This window comes from Roseomonas acroporae, from assembly GCF_023223525.1.
GTDB classification, from domain to species: domain Bacteria; phylum Pseudomonadota; class Alphaproteobacteria; order Acetobacterales; family Acetobacteraceae; genus Roseomonas_E; species Roseomonas_E acroporae.
In genome coordinates this window covers 1-18,479 of record NZ_JALPRX010000080.1, presented here as the reverse complement: position 1 = coordinate 18,479, position 18,479 = coordinate 1, and the positions used below count along the sequence as shown (strand labels likewise).

The 18,479-nt window shown below is 71.8% G+C and carries 16 protein-coding genes; 7 read left to right on the top strand and 9 right to left on the bottom strand.

Annotated elements, in window-relative coordinates:
- Positions 1-3 precede the first annotated feature (3 nt).
- The 6 genes from M0638_RS18270 (at position 4) to pcaDC (ending at position 7,475) form a co-directional block, all read left to right on the top strand.
- Positions 4-990, top strand: coding sequence for an ABC transporter permease (locus M0638_RS18270; protein WP_248668444.1), 987 nt, complete (start codon positions 4-6; stop codon positions 988-990).
- Positions 987-1,829, top strand: a complete 843-nt coding sequence (locus M0638_RS18265; protein WP_248668443.1) for an ABC transporter permease — start codon at positions 987-989, stop codon at positions 1,827-1,829. The genes M0638_RS18270 and M0638_RS18265 overlap by 4 nt, the downstream gene beginning before the upstream one ends.
- Positions 1,826-3,460 (top strand): ABC transporter ATP-binding protein, encoded by a 1,635-nt coding sequence (locus M0638_RS18260; protein ID WP_248668442.1) that lies wholly within the window; start codon positions 1,826-1,828, stop codon positions 3,458-3,460. Before M0638_RS18265 ends, M0638_RS18260 begins: the two co-directional genes overlap by 4 nt.
- Positions 3,460-4,695: a Zn-dependent hydrolase gene (locus M0638_RS18255; RefSeq protein WP_248668441.1), complete on the top strand. Its 1,236-nt coding sequence runs from the start codon at positions 3,460-3,462 to the stop codon at positions 4,693-4,695. The genes M0638_RS18260 and M0638_RS18255 overlap by 1 nt, the downstream gene beginning before the upstream one ends.
- Before the next feature lie 13 nt (positions 4,696-4,708).
- On the top strand, positions 4,709-6,223 hold the full coding sequence (locus M0638_RS18250; protein ID WP_248668440.1) for a M81 family metallopeptidase: 1,515 nt from the start codon (positions 4,709-4,711) through the stop codon (positions 6,221-6,223).
- Between the two features lie 103 nt (positions 6,224-6,326).
- Entirely contained in the window at positions 6,327-7,475 is a 1,149-nt protein-coding gene (gene pcaDC, locus M0638_RS18245) for a bifunctional 3-oxoadipate enol-lactonase/4-carboxymuconolactone decarboxylase PcaDC (protein WP_248668439.1), read from the top strand.
- A 51-nt stretch (positions 7,476-7,526) separates the two neighbouring features.
- On the opposite strand, the gene M0638_RS18240 is transcribed toward pcaDC, so the two are convergent.
- The 9 genes from M0638_RS18240 to egtB form a co-directional block, all read right to left on the bottom strand.
- A complete protein-coding gene (locus tag M0638_RS18240; RefSeq protein ID WP_248668438.1) occupies positions 7,527-8,363 on the bottom strand; it encodes an ABC transporter ATP-binding protein in 837 nt (278 codons plus the stop codon).
- Position 8,364: 1 nt separating this feature from the next.
- On the bottom strand, positions 8,365-9,648 hold the full coding sequence (locus tag M0638_RS18235) for an ABC transporter substrate-binding protein (RefSeq protein WP_248668437.1): 1,284 nt from the start codon (positions 9,646-9,648) through the stop codon (positions 8,365-8,367).
- Positions 9,649-9,691: 43 nt separating this feature from the next.
- Positions 9,692-10,756, bottom strand: a complete 1,065-nt coding sequence (locus M0638_RS18230; protein WP_248668436.1) for a branched-chain amino acid ABC transporter permease — start codon at positions 10,754-10,756, stop codon at positions 9,692-9,694.
- A gap of 4 nt (positions 10,757-10,760) precedes the next feature.
- Positions 10,761-11,654 carry a branched-chain amino acid ABC transporter permease gene (locus M0638_RS18225; protein WP_248668435.1) on the bottom strand — a complete coding sequence of 298 codons (894 nt, stop codon included), beginning with the start codon at positions 11,652-11,654 and terminating at the stop codon, positions 10,761-10,763.
- Entirely contained in the window at positions 11,654-13,576 is a 1,923-nt protein-coding gene (locus M0638_RS18220) for an AMP-binding protein (protein WP_248668434.1), read from the bottom strand. Before M0638_RS18220 ends, M0638_RS18225 begins: the two co-directional genes overlap by 1 nt.
- Positions 13,573-14,448, bottom strand: coding sequence for an ABC transporter ATP-binding protein (locus M0638_RS18215; protein WP_248668433.1), 876 nt, complete (start codon positions 14,446-14,448; stop codon positions 13,573-13,575). Before M0638_RS18215 ends, M0638_RS18220 begins: the two co-directional genes overlap by 4 nt.
- A gap of 121 nt (positions 14,449-14,569) precedes the next feature.
- Positions 14,570-15,316, bottom strand: a complete 747-nt coding sequence (locus M0638_RS18210) for a glycerophosphodiester phosphodiesterase family protein (protein ID WP_248668432.1) — start codon at positions 15,314-15,316, stop codon at positions 14,570-14,572.
- Between the two features lie 97 nt (positions 15,317-15,413).
- On the bottom strand, positions 15,414-16,475 hold the full coding sequence (locus M0638_RS18205; RefSeq protein ID WP_248668431.1) for an L-histidine N(alpha)-methyltransferase: 1,062 nt from the start codon (positions 16,473-16,475) through the stop codon (positions 15,414-15,416).
- Complete coding sequence (gene egtB / locus M0638_RS18200) at positions 16,472-17,725, bottom strand: ergothioneine biosynthesis protein EgtB (protein WP_248668430.1); 1,254 nt, start codon at positions 17,723-17,725, stop codon at positions 16,472-16,474. Before egtB ends, M0638_RS18205 begins: the two co-directional genes overlap by 4 nt.
- Before the next feature lie 283 nt (positions 17,726-18,008).
- Here egtB and M0638_RS18195 point away from each other — a divergent pair, with 283 nt between their 5' ends.
- Complete coding sequence (locus tag M0638_RS18195) at positions 18,009-18,332, top strand: response regulator (protein ID WP_248668429.1); 324 nt, start codon at positions 18,009-18,011, stop codon at positions 18,330-18,332.
- The last annotated feature ends 147 nt before the right edge of the window (positions 18,333-18,479 follow it).

The following is an 18,479-nucleotide window of genomic DNA, read 5'->3' as shown; positions in this document are numbered from 1 at the left end:
CGCATGGACGCGTCGCGCCTTCCCGGCTTCCTGCTGCGCCGGCTGCTGAAATCGGCGCTGGTGATCGTCGCCATCGCCATCTGCAACTTCCTGCTGATCCATGCGGCCCCCGGCGACCCGGCGAGCGTGATCGCCGGCCAGTCGGGCTCGGCCGACCCGCAATTCATGGAGCAGCTCCGGCACCAGTTCGGGCTGGACCGGCCGCTCCACGTGCAGCTCGGCATCTACCTGCGCGACGTGCTGACGCTCGATCTCGGCTTCAGCCACCGCCAGCAGATGCCGGTGGCGACGCTGATCCTCGACCGGCTGCCGGCGACGCTGCTGCTGACCGGCGCGGCCTTCCTGCTCGCCGTCTCGGGCGGCGTGGCGCTCGGCGCGCTGGCGGCGCGTCGGGCCGGCACCTGGGCGGATTCGGCGATCACCGCGCTGGCCCTCACCTTCTACGCCACGCCGCTGTTCTGGGTGGGGCTGATGCTGGTGCTGCTGTTCTCGGTGCAGCTCGAATGGCTGCCGAGCTTCGGCATGAGCGATCCGGGGCTCGACCTGCACGGGCCGGCGCTGTGGTGGGACGTGGCGCAGCACCTGGTGCTGCCGGCGCTGACGCTCGGCCTGTTCTACCTCGCCGTCTATGCGAGGCTGACGCGCGCGACGATGCTGGAGGTGGCGGACCAGGACTTCGTCAAGACCGCGCGTGCCAAGGGCGTGCCGGAAGGGCGCATCCTGCGCGCGCACATCCTGCGCAACGCGCTGCTGCCGGTCATCACCTTCGCCGGTATCCAGGCCGGGCAGCTCATCGGCGGCTCGATCCTGGTGGAGACGGTGTTCGCCTGGCCCGGCATCGGCCGGCTGGCCTTCGACGCGCTGCTGGCGCGCGACTACGCCGTGCTGCTCGGCGTATTCTTCTGCACCTCGGTGATGGTGATCGTGCTGAACCTCGCGACCGACCTGCTCTACGCCGTGGTCGATCCGCGCGTGGAGGTGACGGGATGAGCGCCTTCCTGCGCCGCTTCGCGCGCAACCGCGGCGCCGTGGTGGGCGCCGTGCTGCTGGTGCTGGTGATCGGCATGGCGCTGTTCGCGCCGCTGCTGTTCCCCGGCAGCCCGTGGGACATGGCCGGCGCGCCGTTCCAGCCGCCGGGCGAGGACGGCATGCTGCTCGGCACGGACAGCCTGGGGCGCGACGTGGCGGCGGGCATCGCCTACGGTGCGCAGGTCTCGCTGATCGTCGGCGCCGTCTCCACCGCCGTCGCGCTGCTGATCGGCGTGGCGCTGGGAGCGGTGGCGGGCTATCTCGGCGGCTGGGCGGACGACGCCATCATGCGCTTCACCGAATTCTTCCAGACCATCCCCTCCTTCGTGCTGGCGATCCTGCTGGTGGCGATCTTCACGCCCTCCATCGCCTCGATCATCGTCGCCATCGCGGTGGTCTCCTGGCCGCCGGTGACGCGCGTGGTGCGGGCGGAATTCCTCAGCCTGCGCAACCGGGAATTCGTGCAGGCGGCGGAGGTTTTGGGCAAGCGGCCGCTCGCCATCGTGCTGACCGACATCCTGCCCAACGCACTCTCGCCGATCATCGTGCTGGCCTCGCTGATGACGGCGACGGCGATCCTGCTGGAGAGCTCCCTCTCCTTCCTCGGGCTCGGCGATCCGAACATGATGAGCTGGGGCTTCCTGATCGGCTCCGGGCGCTCGGTGATCCGCCTCGCCTGGTGGATGAGCGTGTTCCCGGGCCTCGCCATCTTCCTCACCGTGCTGGCGCTCAACCTCGTGGGCGAGGGGCTGTCGGACGCGCTGAACCCGCGCCTGCGCAAGCGGGGGGCGGCGCATTGAGCCTGCTCGAGGTCTCCGGCCTCACCGTCGCGCTGCCACCGGGCGGCGACCGGCCGAACGCGGTCGAGGGGATCGACCTGACGCTGGACGCGGGCGAGATCCTCTGCGTCGTCGGCGAGAGCGGTTCGGGAAAGTCGATGACCGCGAACGCGACGATGCGGCTGCTGGCGCCGGGCCTCGCCGTGCGCTCGGGCAGCATCCGGTTCGACGGCCGCGACCTGCTGCGCCTGCCGGAGGAGGAGATGCGGCGGCTGCGCGGCGCGCGGCTCGCCATGATCTTCCAGGAGCCGATGACGGCGCTGAACCCGCTGATGCGGGTCGGCGACCAGATCGCCGAGGCGCTGCGCGTGCACGGCGCGGGCAACGACGCGGCGCGTCGCGTGCCGGAATTGCTGGAGGCGGTGAACCTGCCGGATCCGCGCGCCATCGCGCGCAGCCACCCGTTCCGGCTCTCCGGCGGGCAGCGGCAGCGGGTGATGATCGCCATGGCGCTGGCACTGGAGCCGGCGCTGCTGATCGCCGACGAGCCTACCACCGCGCTCGACGTGACGACGCAGAAGCAGATCCTGACGCTGATCCGCGAGATCCAGCAGCGCCGCGGCACCGGCGTGATGTTCATCACCCATGATTTCGGCGTGGTGGCGGAGATCGCGGACCGCGTCGCGGTGATGCAGCGCGGCCGCATCGTCGAGCAGGGGCCGGCCGCGCAGGTGCTGAACCGGCCCGAGCATCCCTACACGCGGGCACTGATCGCGGCGGTGCCGCAGGGGCATGCGGCGGCGCGGCCGGCGCGTTCGGTCTCGACCGAGACGATCCTGCAGCTCTCCGGCGTGCGCAAGACGTACCATCGCGCCGGCGGCTGGTTCGGCAAGGGCGTCGCCGTGCCGGCGGTGGCGGATGCCGATCTCGTCCTGCACCGGGGCGAGACGCTCGGCGTCGTCGGCGAGAGCGGCTCGGGCAAGTCCACGCTGGCGCGCTGCGTGATCCGGCTGGTGACGCCCGAGCAGGGCGAGATCCTGTTCGGCGGCACCGATCTGCGCCCGCTCTCGCGCAACGCCTGGATGCCGTACCGGCGGCAGATCCAGATGGTGTTCCAGGACCCCTTCGCCTCGCTCAACCCGCGCCGCACCGTGGGCGAGGCGATCGCGGAAGGGCCGATCACCCATGGCGTGCCGCGCGACACGGCGCTGGCGAAGGCGCGCGAGCTGCTGTCGCTGGTGCAATTGCCGCCCGAGGCGATGAACCGCTACCCGCACGAATTCTCCGGCGGGCAGCGGCAGCGCATCGGCATCGCGCGGGCGCTGGCGATGGAGCCGCAATTGCTGATCGCCGACGAGCCGGTCTCGGCGCTCGACGTCTCGGTGCAGGCGCAGGTGCTGGCGCTGCTGACCGATCTGCGCGAGCGGCTCGGCCTGACCATGCTGTTCATCACGCACGACCTGCGCGTCGCCGCCGAGATCTGCGACCGGGTGGCGGTGATGCAGCGCGGGCGGATCGTCGAGCAGGGGCCGACGGAGCAGGTGTTCCGTTCGCCGCGACACCCCTACACGAAGGCGCTGCTGGACAGCGTGCCGGGGCGCGGCTGGGTGCCGCCGGTGGCGCACGGCATCGATCTGGCGAAGAGCGAATGATGCAGACCAACCTCCCCCTCTCCCCCGCGCGACTCTGGGACAGCCTGATGGAGATGGCGAAGATCGGCGGTACCGCGAAGGGCGGCAGCAACCGGCAGACGCTGACCGATCTCGACGCGCATGGCCGGCGCATGCTTCAGGCCTGGGGCGAGGCCGCCGGGCTGACGCTGACGACGGACCGCATGGGCACGATGCTGCTGACCCGGCCGGGTCGCGACCCGGCCCGCAAGGCGGTGGCCATCGGCAGCCATCTCGACACGCAGCCGACGGGCGGCAAGTTCGACGGCGTGCTCGGCGTCCTCGCGGGGCTGGAGGTGATGCGCGCGCTGCAGGAGGCGGGCGTGGAGACCGAGGCGCCGATCGTGCTCGTCAACTGGACCAACGAGGAAGGCGCCCGCTTCTCGCCGCCGATGATGGCGAGCGGCGTCGCCATGGGGCTGCTGGACGAGGCGGCGATGCTGGCGACGACGGACACGGCGGACGCGGTGTTCGGCGAGGAGTTGCGGCGCATCGGCTGGCAGGGCGAGGCCGATCCGGCGGCGCTGCGCGAGTTCGGCGCCTATTTCGAGCTGCACATCGAGCAGGGGACGGTGCTGGAGCGCGAGGGGCTGTCGATCGGCGTCGTCACGCACGCGCTGTGCCAGGAATGGCTGGACGTGACGGTGACGGGCACCGAATCGCATGCCGGCGCCAGCATGCAGGGGCGCCGGGACGCGCTGGTACCGGCCGCCATGCTGGTGGCGGCGGTGGAGGCGATCGCGCTGGCGCATGGCGGGCGCGGCACGGTGGGGCGGCTGACGCTCTCGCCCGACAGCCGCAACATCACGCCGAGCGAGGTGCGGCTGACCGTCGACCTGCGCGCCGACGATGCGGAGACGCTGGGCCGGATGGTGACGGCGCTGCGGGAACGGGCAGCGGAATTGACATCGTCGCGCGGGGTGGAGATCGCGGTGGAGAATTTCTGGACCTCGCCGCTGGTGCCGTTCGATCCGGTCCTCACCGCGCGCGTGCGCGATGCCGCCGCGGCGCGCGGCCTTCCGCATCGCGACATGGCGGCCGGCATCGGGCACGATGCGGTCTACGTGGCGCGCCGGTTGCCGGCGGCGCTGATCTTCACGCCCTGCGTCGGCGGCATCAGCCACAACGAGGCCGAGGCGATCACGCCGGAATGGGCGGCGGCCGGCGTGCAGGTGCTGGCGGACGCCGTGCTGGCGACGGCCGGCGTGGTGCGCTGACGGGAACACGACCATGCGCATCGCCATCGGCGGCTTCCAGCACGAGAGTCATTCCTTCGCGCCGCGCCCGACGGGCTGGGCGGAATTCCTGCATCCGGGCGGCTTCCCGGCGCTGCAACGTCCGGCAACGCTGATCGACGCGCTGCGGCCGACCAGTCTGCCGACGGCGGGCGCCATCGCCGAGGCGGAACGGCAGGGCGCCACGATCGCGCCGCTGGTCTGGTGCATGGCCAACCCGGCGGGACCGGTGACGGCGGAGGCGTTCGAGCGCGTGGCGGCGCTGATGCTCGCGGCGCTGTCGGACACGCTCGATGCCGGGCCGCTCGACGGCGTGTTCCTGGAGCTGCACGGCGCGATGGTCGCCGAGGGCTTCGACGACGCGGAGGGCGAGATTCTGCGGCGCGTGCGCGCCGTGGTGGGGCCGGGCGTGCCGGTCGCGGCAAGCCTGGATCCGCACTGCAACCTGACGCGCGAGATGGTCGAGCTGGCGGATGTGCTGGTGCCGTACCGCACCTACCCGCATGTCGATCAGCGCGAGGCGGGGGCACGCGCCCTTTCCCTTCTCGTCGAACGGATCGGGCGCGGCGTGCCCTTCGCGCGGGCGTTCCGCGCGCTGGACTTCCTGGTGCCGCTGACCGCGCAGTGCACGCTGGTGCCGCCGATGCAGCCGGTGCTGGAGGCGCGCGCGGCGATCGCGGCGAGGCACGGCATCGCCGAGCTGGCCTTCTGCTTCGGCTTTCCCTACGCGGACTTCCCCGGCTGCGGCATGGCCATCGCGGCCTATGCGGAAAGCCGGGCGGCGGCCGAGGCGGCGGCTTCCGAGCTGCACGAGTACATCGCCTGGCGCGAGCCGGAATTCGCGCAGGGCGTGTTGCCGGCCGCGGACGCAGTGGCGGAGGCGCTGCGCATCGCGGCCGAGGCGAACCGTCCGGTGGTGATCGCCGACACGCAGGACAACCCGGGCGGCGGCGGCCATGGCGATACCACCGGCCTGCTGGCCGAGCTGATCCGGCAGGAGGCGCAGGGCGCCGTGCTGGCGCTGATCAACGACGCGGAGAGCGCCGCCGCCTGCCATGCGGCGGGCGAGGGCGGCACGGTGGCGCTGTCGCTCGGCGGCCGGTCGGACGGCGCGCCGCTGGCCTTGGAGGCGGTGGTGGAGCGGCTGACCGACGGGCGCTTCACGCTGGGCGGGCCGATGGGCAAGGGCAACCCCGCCGATCTCGGGCCGACCGCGCTGATCGCCGTGGCGGCCGGTGGCCGGGCGACCGGGGTGCGGGTGATCGTGGTCAGCCGAAAGATGCAGGCGCTGGACCGGGCGCTGCTGACCCATGTGGGGCTGGAGCCGGCCGCGCAGCGGATCATCGCGCTGAAGAGCAGCGTGCACTTCAGGGCCGATTTCCAGCCCATCGCCGAGCGGGTGATCGTGGCCGCGGCACCGGGCCCGGTGGTGGCGGACCCGGCCGGGCTCCCCTTCACCAAGCTGCGGCCGGGGCTGCGCCTGCGGCCGGGTGCCAACAGGGCCGGGTAGGGGCGCGAGCGCCCTCGGCACCGGGCACGGCGCGAGCGCCCTTCACAGGGCACGCGGCTTGCGGTCAGTTGCGTCCGCCGGGGATGGGGAGGCATGAGGAAACATGTTCGCGCGCACCGACGATATCGTGACCCACTATGTCGCGGAGGGGCCGCCGCGTGCCCCGACGCTGCTGATGCTGCATTCCCTCGGCACCACGCTGCATGTGTGGGACGCGCAGGCGGCGGTGCTGTCGCGGCAGTTCCGCGTCATCCGCCCGGACCTGCGCGGGCACGGACTCAGCGGCGTCACGCCGGGCCCCGGCAGCATGGAGCGCTTCGCGCGCGACGCGCTGGCGCTGCTGGACGCGCTGGGCGAGAACGAGGTGCACGTGGCCGGCATCTCGATCGGCGGCCGCATCGCCATGGAGCTGGCGGCGCTGGCGCCGGAGCGCGTCGCGTCGCTGATCCTGGTGGACACGGCGCTGGAGTTCCTGCCGCCGGAGAGCTGGGAAGGGCGTGCGGCCACGGTGCGCGCCGAGGGCATGGCGAGTGTCGCCGATGCGGTGATGGCGCGCTGGGTGATCGACCAGACCCGGCCGGATTCCTTCGGCCTGCGGCAGATGCTGCTGACCACGCCGCCGGAGGGCTATGCCGCCGCCGCCGAGGCGCTGCGCGACGCGCGCGCCGATTCGCTTCGCGGCAGGCTGCACTGCCCGACGACGGTGATCGTGGGCGAGCTGGACCAGGCCTCGCCGGTCAGCGCGGCGAAGGCGATCCAGGCGGCGATCCCGGAGAGCGCGCTGGTGGTGATCCGGAACGGCGCCCACATCCCGACCTTCGAATGCGCCGAGGCCGTGACCGACGCCATCCTGGCCCATCTGCTGCCGGAGCGCGCGCCGGGGATGGCCGCGGCGGCCGGCATGGCGGTGCGCCGGGCGGTGCTGGGCGGGGCGCACGTCGATCGTTCGATGGCGAACATGACGCCGTTCGACAAGCCCTTCGTGGACTTCATCCTGGAAGGCGTCTGGGGGCGGGTCTGGACTCGGCCGGGGCTGCCGCGGCACACGCGCAGCCTGCTGACGCTCGGACTGATGGCGGCGCTCGGCCACCACGAGGAGTTCAAGCTGCACGTGCGCGCCACCGAGAACACCGGCGTGACGGCCGACGAGCTTTCGGAGGTGCTGCTGCAGGTCGCGGCCTATGCCGGCGTGCCCGCCGCGAACTCGGCGCTGCGCATCGCCAAGGAGACCTACAGGGAGATGCAGGGCTGACGGCGCACGGGCAGGGGCCGGCCTCCCCCCTGCCCCGCTCGACCCGGCCTGCTACAGCCAGCGCTTGCGGCGGCGGAAGCTCTTGAGGTTGCGGAAGCTCTTGCGTTCCGCGCCGTGGCCGCCGAGGTAGAATTCCTTCACGTCCTCGTTGCCCGCCAGCGCCTCGGCGGTGCCGTCCAGCACCACCTTGCCCTGCTCCATCACGTAGCCGTAGGAGGCGATGGAGAGCGCCATGCGGGCGTTCTGCTCGACCAGCAGGATGGTGATGCCGAGGTCGCGGTTGAGCTGGCGGACGATGCCGAACACCTCCTTCACCAACAGCGGCGACAGGCCCATGGAAGGCTCGTCCATCAGGATCAGCTTCGGCCGGGCCATCAGCGCGCGGCCGATCGCCAGCATCTGCTGCTCGCCGCCGGAGAGATAGCCGGCGAGGCCGGTGCGTTCGCGCAGGCGCGGGAAGTAGCCGTAGACCATGTCGATGTCGCGCCTCACCTCGCCGTCGCTGCGGGTGAAGGCGCCGAGGCGGAGGTTCTCGAGGCACGTCATGTCGGCGACGATGCGCCGGCCCTCCATCACCTGGAAGATGCCGCGGTGGACGATGCGGTCGGGCTCGATGCCGTCGATGCGCTCGCCCTCGAAGCGGATCTCCCCGCGTGTCACCTCGCCCTCCTCGGAGCGGAGCAGGCCGGAGACGGCCTTGAGCGTGGTGGACTTGCCGGCGCCGTTGGCGCCGAGCAGGGCCACGATCTCGCCGCGCGGCACGCGCAGCGAGAGGCCACGAAGCACGAGGATGACGTCGTTGTACACGACCTCGATGTTGTTCACCTCCAGCAGCGGCGTCGCCTCGTGCGGCGACGGCGCGCGGGGGGCGGCGAGTGCCTCGCCCACGCTACCAGCCCAGCCAGTCGCGCCGGCGCTCCAGCTCGACCGTCGCGACGCGCTCCAGGCGCATGGTGTTGTTGCGGATCAGCTCGTCCACCGGGCCCTGGTTGGTCGGGCCGGTGACCACGGCGCGGTAGAGCTGCACCGTCATCGTGCCGCGATGGTCCTCGGCGGTGAAGTTGGACGGGGCGCAGACGCCCTCGAAGCCGCGCGGCACCCAGTTCTGCCGGGCGTAGAAGCCGTCGCGGATGCGCGGGCCGGTGATCTGGCCGCCGGCCTCGGCGGCGGTCTCCATGGCCTCGGTCATCAGCATGGCGGCGCAGATGCCGGCGAGGTAGTGGACGGGGCGGTAGGCGTTGCCGGAGGGATCGGAGATGCGGCTGATCTCGCGCACCGCCTGCATGCCGGGCGCCTCCTGCCCCCAGACGGCGGCGGTGCGGACCGGGAACACCACGCCGTTGGCGGCGGTGCCGGCGGCCTTCATCGCGTTCTCGTCCATACCCCAGACATTGCCGAGGAACTGGATGTTGGCGCCGACCGTCTGGCAGGCGCGCAGCACGGAGATGTTGGAGCCGGCGGTGTTGCCGAGATAGGCGTAGTTGGCGCCGGCGTTCTTCGCGGTGAGGCACTGCGCGGTGTAGTCGCCCGGCGTCAGCGCGAACTGGATGGCGGGCAGCACCTCGAAGCCGAGCTCGCGCGCCATCGCCTCGCCGGCCTCCTTGGGCGAGTTCGGGTAGGGATGGTTGGCGCCCATGTGGACGAAGCGCGGCCGGCCCTGCTGGCCGCGCGCGCGCCAGTCGTCGGCGGCCCAGCGCAGCATGGCGCGCAGCCCGTCGGAATAGCTCGGGCCGTAGAAGAAGTTGAACGGCGCGGCCTTGTCGGCCTTGGGCGCGCGGCCGGTCGGGTCGGTCAGCGCGGCGGAGTAGGAGCCGGAGATGAAGGGAACGCGGTCGCGCGTGACGAAGGCGACCAGCGCCTCGGTGTCGGCCGTGCCCCAACCCTGGATGGCGACGGGCCGGTCGCGGCTCATCCATTGCTGGTAGAGGGCGACGGCGCGCGGCGCCTGGTAGCCGTAATCCTGCATGGTGACGTTCATCTGCCGGCCGGCGACGCCGCCGCGCGTGCGGTTCACCCAGGCCAGCGCGTCGTCCACGCCCTGGCCATAGGGAACGCCGACATCCGAGGTGGCGCCGGAAAGATCGGCGATATGGCCGACCGGGATGGGCTGCGCGAAGGCCGGGATAGCGAGCGTGGAGAGCACGATCGCCAGCAGGGCGGGTTGCATCTTCATCGGACTTCCTCCTTCGCCGTGCTTGGGCACGGTCGGGTGTCGTTCAGTAGGAAAACGGGTAGAGCTTCCAGTAGGCCTTGATGAGACGCCAGCGTCGCGCGAGACCATCCGGCTCGAAGACGAGAAACAGAATGATCGCGGCGCCGATCGCCATCTCCTTGAGGAAGGCGACGCCGTTGCCGAGATGCAGCGCGCGGTCGATGGCGCCGCCCTGCAGCAGCTCCACCAGGGTCTGCACCACCTCCGGCAGCAGCACCATGAAGGCGGCGCCGAGCAGGGAGCCCATGATGGAGCCGAGCCCGCCGATGATGACCATGCCGAGGAACTGGATGGAGAAGAGGATGTTGAACGCCTCCACCGAGACGAAGAGCAGGTAGTGCGCGTAGAGAGCGCCGGCGATGCCGGCGTAGAAGCTGGCGATGCCGAAGCTCAGCGTGCGGTACCAGGCGAGGTTGATGCCCATCATCTCGGCGCTGAGATAGTGGTCGCGGATGGCGACCAGGGCGCGGCCGTCGCGCGTGCGCATCAGGTTGGCGGCGGCGACGAACATGACGATGACGGCGGCGAGGACGACGTAGAAGTAGCTGTTCTCCGTGTCGAAGCGGAGCGGGCCGAGGGTGAAGGGCTCGGTGACACGGCCGGCGACACCGCCGCTGAACCACTGCGCGCGGGCGAAGAAATCCTCCAGGATGAATTGCGCGGCCAGCGTCGCGATGGCGAGGTAGAGGCCCTTGAGGCGCGCCGCCGGCAGGCCGAAGACCAGCCCGACCAGGGTGGTGGCGAGGCCGGCGAGCGGGATGGCGAGCACCACCGGCACGCCGTGCTCCACCAGCCCCGCCGAGGCGAAGGCGCCGAAGCCGAAGAAGGCGGCGTGGCCGATCGAGATCTGGCCGGTGAAGCCGACCAGGATGTTCAGCCCGAGCGCCGCGATGCCCATGATGCCGATGTTGATGGCGAGGCCGAGCGCGTAGCGGTCCAGCACCAGCGGCGCCGCGCAGGCGAGGGCGAGGCCGATCCAGAGGGCGACGCGGCTGCCGCGCGTCGGGAAGATGGTCATGTCGGCGCGGTAGGAGGTGCGGAAGTCGCCCGCCGGGGTCATCGCGGACATGGGCTCACACCCGCTCGATGTTGCGGGTGCCGAACAGGCCGTAGGGCTTGACGAGCAGGATCAGGATCAGCGCGTAGAAGGGCGCGACCTGCACCATGTTGCCCCAGTTGAGCCATTGCGCGTCGAGGTACTGCGCCAGGTTCTCCAGCACGCCGACGATCAGCCCGCCGAGCACGGCGCCGACGATGCTGTCGAGCCCGCCCAGGATCACCGCCGGGAACACCTTGATGCCGTAGGCGGAAAGCCCCGAGGAGGCGCCGTTCACCACGCCGACCACGACGCCGGCGACGGCCGAGACCATCGCCGAGATCGCCCAGGACATGGCGAACACCTTCGGCACCGAGACGCCGAGCGACTGCGCCACCTGCTGGTCGAAGGCGGTGGCGCGCATGGCGAGGCCGTGCTTGGAGGCGGTGAAGAACCAGGCGAAGCCGGCCATGATGACGATGGAGATGCCGAGGCTGAGCAGGTAGGCGGTCTGCACCTGCAACCCGAATATCTCCACGCGGTCGGCGGGGAAGATCGGCGGGAAGGGCTGGGCGAAGACGCCGAACATCCACTTCATCAGCGCCTGGAAGAAGATGGAGAGGCCGATCGTCGCCATGATGACGCTGATGACGGGCTCGCCGATCAGCGGCCGCAGCACCACGACCTGCAGGACGATGCCGAACACCGTCATGAAGGCGAGGGTGAGCAGGAAGCCGGCCCAGAAGGGCAGTTGCCACTGCGTCAGCAGCCACCAGCAGACCCAGGCGCCGATCAGCAGGAACTCCCCCTGCGCGAAATTCACCACCTGCGAGGCCTTGTAGACCAGCACGAAGGACATGCCGACCACGCCGTAGAGCGTGCCGACGATCAGCCCGTTCAGCACGAGCTGGAACAGCAGGGTCCAGTCCATCACGCCGCCTCCGCCTGAACCGCGCCCGTGCCGGGCGTGACGACGCGCAGCGTGGTGCGCACGCGCTGCCTCGTGCCGTCCTGGAAGGCGATCACCGCGTCCACCGGGATGTCGCGGTCGCCGCGGTAGATCGCCTCGATGATGTCGCCGTACTTGCGGCCGATCACGCCACGGCGGACCTTGCGGGTGCGGGTCAGCTCGTCGTCATCGGCGTCCAGCTCCTTGTAGAGCAGGACGAATTCGCGGATGCGCTGGGCCGGCGGCAGGGTGGCGTTCACCCGCTCCACCTCGCCGCGCAGCAGGTCGAGCACGGGCGGCTTGCCGGCGAGGTCGGAATAGGTGGTGAAGGGGATGCGCTGCCGCTCCGCCCATTTCGAGACGATCGGGTAGCGGATGCAGAGGATGGCGGCGAGGTGGTCGCGCCCGTCGCCCAGCACCACCGCCTCGGCCACGAAGGAGGAGAATTTCAGCTTGTTCTCGATGTATTGCGGGCTGAAGCGGTCGCCCTGGGCGGTGGTGGCGATGTCGCGGATGCGGTCGATCACCACGTACTGGCCGTCCGCGCGGCGGTAGCCGGCATCGCCGGTGTGCAGCCAGCCGTCGCGCAGATCCCCGATCCCGTCGACGCCGTGATAGCCGGCGAACATGTTGGGGTGCCGGGTGACGATCTCGCCGACGCCATTGGCGTCGGGGTCGAGGATGCGCATCTCCACCGTGTCGTCGAAGGGCACGCCCACCGTGTCGAAATCCACCGCATCGGGGCGATGCAGCGTGTAGGCGCCGAGCAGCTCGGTCTGGCCGTAGAGCTGGCGCAGCGGCACGCCCATGGCCTGGAAGAAGCGGAAGGTGTCCGGCCCCAGCGCCGCGCCGCCGGTCGCCGCCGAGCGCAGCCGCGAGAAGCCGAGCCGGTCGCGCAGGGCGCGGAACAGGAGCTGGTCGGCGAAGGCGGAACGGCGGCCGTGTTCCAGCGCGCGCAGGCCGGCCGCCATGCCGCGGTCGAACAGGGCGCGCTTCAGCGGCGTCGCGTCCATCATCTTCGCCCGCACCTCGGCGGCGACGGATTCCCAGACGCGGGGGGCGAACAGCACGAAGGTGGGGCCGATCTCGCGGAAGTCGGCCATGGTGGTCTCCGGCTCCTCGACGAAGTTCACCACCATGCGCGCGATCAGGTTCCAGCCGACGGCGTAGATCTGCTCCATGATCCAGGGCAGCGGCAGGACGGAGACGTACTCGTCGTCGGGGCCCTTCGGGTCAGCGCGCAGATAGGTCTCGCAGTGGCGGATCAGCGCGCCGGCCGTGAGGCGCGCCAGCTTGGGCCGCGCCGTGGTGCCGGAGGTGGTGCAGAGGATGGCGACGTCCTCACCGGAGGCCGCCGCCAGCAGCCTCTCGTACAGGCCGGGATCCTCCTCGTGCAGCGCCTCGCCCAGTGCGACCAGTTCGGCGAGCGGCAGCAGGCGCGGGTCGTCGTACTTCCGCATGCCGCGCGGATCGGCGTAGACGATGTGGCGCAGCGCCGGCACGCGCTCGCCCAGCGCCAGCAGCTTGTCCACCTGCTCCTCGTCCTCCGCCAGCACCGCGACGGCGCCGCTGTGGCCGAGCAGGTAGGCCAGTTCCTCGTCCAGCACGTCGCGGTACAGGCCGAGCGAGAGCGCGCCGATGGCGTGCGCGGCGACCTCGCCCATCACCCAGTCGGGCCGGTTGTCGCCGATCAGCGCCACCACGTCGCCGCGGTCCAGGCCGAGCTGCACCAGGCCGAGCGCCACGGCGCGCGTGCGGGCGTGGTATTCGGCCCAGGTGACGGCGCGCCAGATGCCGAGCCGCTTCTCGCGCAGCGCCGTGCCGGCCGCGTACTCGCGCGCGTTGCGCGCCAGCAGCTTCGGCAGCGTGTCGAAGGCGCCGGCCGCGCCGACGGCGCCGCTCATGCCCCGGCCGCCTCCAGCGCGGGCGCCTCCTCGTCCACCTCGCCGAGATAGGCGCGGCGTACGTGCGGGTCGGCCAGCACCGCCTCGGGCGCGCCTTCCGCCAGCCTGCGGCCGAAGTCGAGCACCATGACGCGGTGCGAGATGTCCATCACCACGCCCATGTCGTGCTCGATCATCAGCACCGTCATGCCCCATTCCACGTTGAGGTCGACGATGAAGCGCGCCATGTCCTCCTTCTCCTCGAGGTTCATGCCGGCCATCGGCTCGTCGAGCAGGATCAGCTTCGGCCGCAGCGCCACGGCGCGGGCCAGCTCCACGCGCTTGCGCAGCCCGTAGGAGAGCGTGCCCGCCATCTCCTTGCGGACGTGCTGGATCTCCAGGAAGTCGATGATCTCCTCGACCGCGTGGCGGTGCTCGATCTCCTCGCGCTGCGCGCCGCCCCACCAGTACAGCATGCCGGAGAGGAAGCCGTGCCGCAGCAGGTGGTGGCGGCCGACCACGATGTTGTCCAGCACGCTCATGTGCCCGAACAGCGCCAGGTTCTGGAAGGTGCGGCCGATGCCGATGGCGGCGCGCCGGCTGGTGCGCAGCCGGGTGATGTCGCGCCCGTCGAAGCGGATGCGCCCCTCGGTCGGGCGGTAGCGGCCGGAGATGCAGTTGAGCATCGAGGTCTTGCCGGCGCCGTTCGGGCCGATGATCGAGAAGATCTCGCCCTGCCGCACCGCGAAGGAGACGTCCGTGAGCGCCCGCACGCCGCCGAAGCGCAGCGACACGCCGGCGACATCGAGGATCGGCTCCGGCTGCGCCGGGGCCGGCGCGAGGTCGGGCGCCGCCTCCGTCGGCGGGTCGAGAGTCGGCTCCGCCGCAGCCATGTCCGCAGGCACCCGAACGTCCCCCAAGTCTTTCCCGCGGCTTATCCGCCGCTTCATGCAGGATAGGGATGGATGCCCGCCGGCAGCAACAGGCTTGCGCGCGCTTCCGGGAGCCGCGGAGTCAGGGGGCTGCCAGCTCGCCGCGCAGTTGCAGCGCCAGCACCGGATCGTCGGTCGTCATCACGTCCACGCCCAGCGCCAGCATGCGGCGGATCGACGCGTCATGGTTGGCGGCCCAGACGCCGAGCCGCAGCCCGGCGGCATGCATCAGCGAGAGCGCGGGCGCGTCGACATCCGCCTCGTGCAGGCCGAGCTCCGCGACGCCGTGCGCACGCGCCACCGCCGCCGCGCCGACCGCGCCGAGGTCGCGCCAGCCGTGCCGCTCCAGCAGCCAGGCCGTGCCCGCCATCCCCCCGGCGCGGGCCGCCTCAGCCGCCGTGGGCGCGTGGAAGGCCATCACGATCGTCCGCCCGCGCATCCCGGCCGCGTCGAGCTCGGCGAGGACGCGCGGCACGATGCGCGGATAGGGCATGCCGGCGGCATCCGCCTTCAGCTCCACCCGCAGGGACTGCGTGGTGGGACGCACCAGCGCCAGCACCGCGGCGAGCGTCGGCACCGTGTCGCCGCCCGCGCCGCGCAGCCGCACGCCGGCCAGCGCGGCGGTGCGGCGCGCCGCGACCGGTCCCTGCGCATCCGTGGTCCGGTCCAGGGTCGGATCGTGGATCACCATCGGGTCGCCGTCGGCCGAGAGATGCACGTCGAGCTCGATCTGCTCGGCCGCCAGCGCAGCGGCGGCGCGGAAGGCGGTCATGCTGTTCTCGGGCCACAGGAAGGCGCCACCCCGGTGGCTTGCGATCGGAACGGGCATGGCGGGGCAACTCCTCCAGGCAAGCCGCCGGGCCCGCCCCGGCGACGCTGTCAGGAGCGCAGGATCGGACCGGCGCCGCCGGCTGTCACCGTCTTCGTCACCTCGCCTCTCCCGGGCCGGCCCGGTCGCCGTCGCAGGCAAGGACCGACACCGAGAACAGCCGGTCGGGATCGGTCCAGAACGCCTCGATTCGCCAGCCGGCCCTGGCAGCCAGCCGGGCGAGCCGGTCGGGCCGGTACTTGTGGCTGCTTTCGGTGTGGATGGTCTCGCCTTCCGCGAAGGTGAAAAGGTGCCCGGCGATGGTGGCACGCTGTGCCCGGCGCGAGACCAGATGCATCTCCACCCGCTCCGCCGCCGTGTTCCAGAGGGCGCGGTGACGGAAGCCGCCCGGGTCGAGATCGCCGCCCAGTTCGCGGTTGATCCGCGACAGCAGGTTCAGGTTGAAGCGCGCGGTGACGCCGGCGGCGTCGTCATAGGCCGCCTCCAGCACCGATGCCGCCTTGACGAGGTCGGCGCCGAGCACCAGCCGCGCTTTCGCCCCAGACCCAGACCCAGACCCAGACCCAGCCCCAGACCCGGCCCCGCCCCCCGCCGCCAGCACCCGGCGGGCGAGGCCGAGGAAGCCGACCGCCTCCTCCGGCGTGAAGTTGCCGATGGTGGAACCGGGGAAGAAGCCAAGGCGGCGCCCCGCCGGAACGCGGGTCGGCAGGGCGAAGGGGCGCGTGAAGTCGGCGACCACCGGCATCACGGGAAGGCCGGCATGCGCCCCGGCCAGGCGCGCGGCCGCGTCGTCCAGCCATTCCGGCGCGATGTCCACCGGCACGTAGGCGGCGGGCCGGTCCAGCGCGCGCAGGAGCAGGCCCACCTTCTCGGCCGAGCCGGAGCCGAATTCGACCACCACCGCTCCCGGCCCGGCGAGCGCCGCGATCGCATCGGCGCGCTCGCGCAGGATCGCCGTCTCGGTGCGCGTCGGGTAGTACTCGGGCAGTCGGGTGATCGCCTCGAACAGCGCCGCCCCCTCGGGGTCGTAGAGCCACTTGCAGGGCAGCGTCTTGCGGGCCGCCGAGAGGCCGGCCAGCACGTCGGCCAGGAAGGCCGCGCGCTGCCCGCCCCCGGGCGCGCCGGCGCGGTCCGCGGCGAGGTCGAGGGCGAGGCTCATGCCGCGTCCTCCGCCAGACGCAGGCCGGCGAACTGCCAGCGTTTCCCGGGGTCGAAGAAGTTGCGGTAGCTGGCCCGCGCATGGCCGGGCGGCGTCGCCACGGAGCCGCCACGCAGGACCATCTGGCCGATCATGAACTTGCCGTTGTACTCGCCCACCGCCCCGGCCCAGGGGCGGAAGCCCGGATAGGGGCGATAGGCGCTGCCGGTCCACTGCCAGACATGCCCTTCCGCCTCCAGGAAGCCCGGCAGCGCGGCGGCGGCCTCCCACTCCGCCTCGGTGGGCAGCCGCCTGCCGGCCCAGCGGGCATAGGCGTCGGCCTCGTACCAGGAGAGGTGGCGCGCCGGGGCGGCCGGGTCGAGGGCGCGCAGGCCGGCCAGGGTGAATTCGAGCCATTCCCCGTCGCGCCGCTCCCAGTAGAGGGGCGCCTGCCAGCCCTCGGCCTGGCACAGGGCCCAGCCATCCGACATCCAGAGGGTCGGGCGGCGGTAGCCGCCATCCTCGACGAAGGCGAGCCAGTCGGCGTTGCGCACCAGCCGGTCGGCGATGCGGTAGGGGTGCAGGAAGGTGACGTGGCGCGGCGATTCGTTGTCGAAGTGGAAGCCGTCGCCGCCGTGGCCGATCTCGACCAGCCCGCCGGGGCCGTCGAGCCAGCCCGTCGCGCCCGGCGCCGCCGCCGGCTCGCACCAGCCGGGGTCATAGGCGGGCCAGACCGGGTTCTGGGACAGGGCGTGCAGGATGTCGGTGAGCAGCAGCTCCTGGTGCTGCTCCTCGTGCTGGAGGCCGAGCTCGACGAGCGCGGCGACCCCGCCGGTGGCGGCCTCGGCCAGCGGCAGCATGGCCGCGTCCACATGCGCGCGGTACCCGGCGACCTCCTCGGCGGAAGGGCGCGTCACCATGCCGCGGCGCTGCCGCGCATGCCTCGGCCCGGCGGCCTCGTAGTAGGAGTTGAACAGGTAGGCGAAGGCGGGATCGAAGCGCCGGTAGCCGGGACGGGACGGCACCAGCAGGAAGGTCTCGAAGAACCAGGTGGTGTGGGCGCGGTGCCACTTGGCCGGGCTGGCGTCGGGCATCGACTGGATACACTGGTCCTCGGCCGAGAGCGGCGCGGCCAGGGCCTCGGTGCGCGCCCGCACGCGCCGGTACCGGCTGCCGGGCGAATCACCCGCCGCCGGAGACGGCGCGTCGGCGTCCTCCTGCCGTTTCCCGGCCTGCCGGCTCCGCTGGTCGACGGGCGCGATGACGTTCATGCCATGGATTCCGCTCTTTCCCAGGAGCAATCAGCGGCGCACCGGCGCGAGGGTTCCTTGCCGATGTGACCACACCGTAACCGTGGCGGGACGATCACATCACCCGACCTTCGGCAGGATCGACGGGAACGCATGCCGTCCCCAAACCCACCAAACTTTCCAGGGAAGACGACGTCGGGCAGACTGACCCAGAGGTGGCCTCCAGGAATGTTATACAATCAAGGATTGGAAAAAAGTGGTCGCTTTGCGCGTGCTTGTTGCGGAGGACGAAGGCCTGGCGGCCATGACCATCGAGGATGTGCTGGCGCAGCAGGGCTACGAGGTCCTGGTCGCCTATGACGGACAGGAGGCGCTGGAACTCGCCGAGCGTGCCACCTTCGACGTCCTGCTGACCGACCTGCGCATGCCCCGCCTCGGCGGGGAGGAGCTGATCCGGCGACTGCGCGCACGCGACCCACGCCTGCCCGTGGTGGTCATGACGGGCTCGCCGCCCACCGGCGGCGTGGCCTCGCTGCAACGTCCGTCGGAAGGACCGATGGAGCTGCTGGAGAAGCCCATGGCCTTCGACATGCTGGTGGATGCGCTGCAGCGCGTGACGCGGCGATAACGACAGAGGGATCCCAGGCCGGGCGGACGCGCCCGGCGGCCGGAAAGCAGGTCGTCCGGCTCCCTCCCCGCCGCCGCCGGATGCCGCCGCCGGATGCCGCCACCGGTCAGTCGCGCTGCGGCATCGCCTCGGGCACGACGGTCTTCA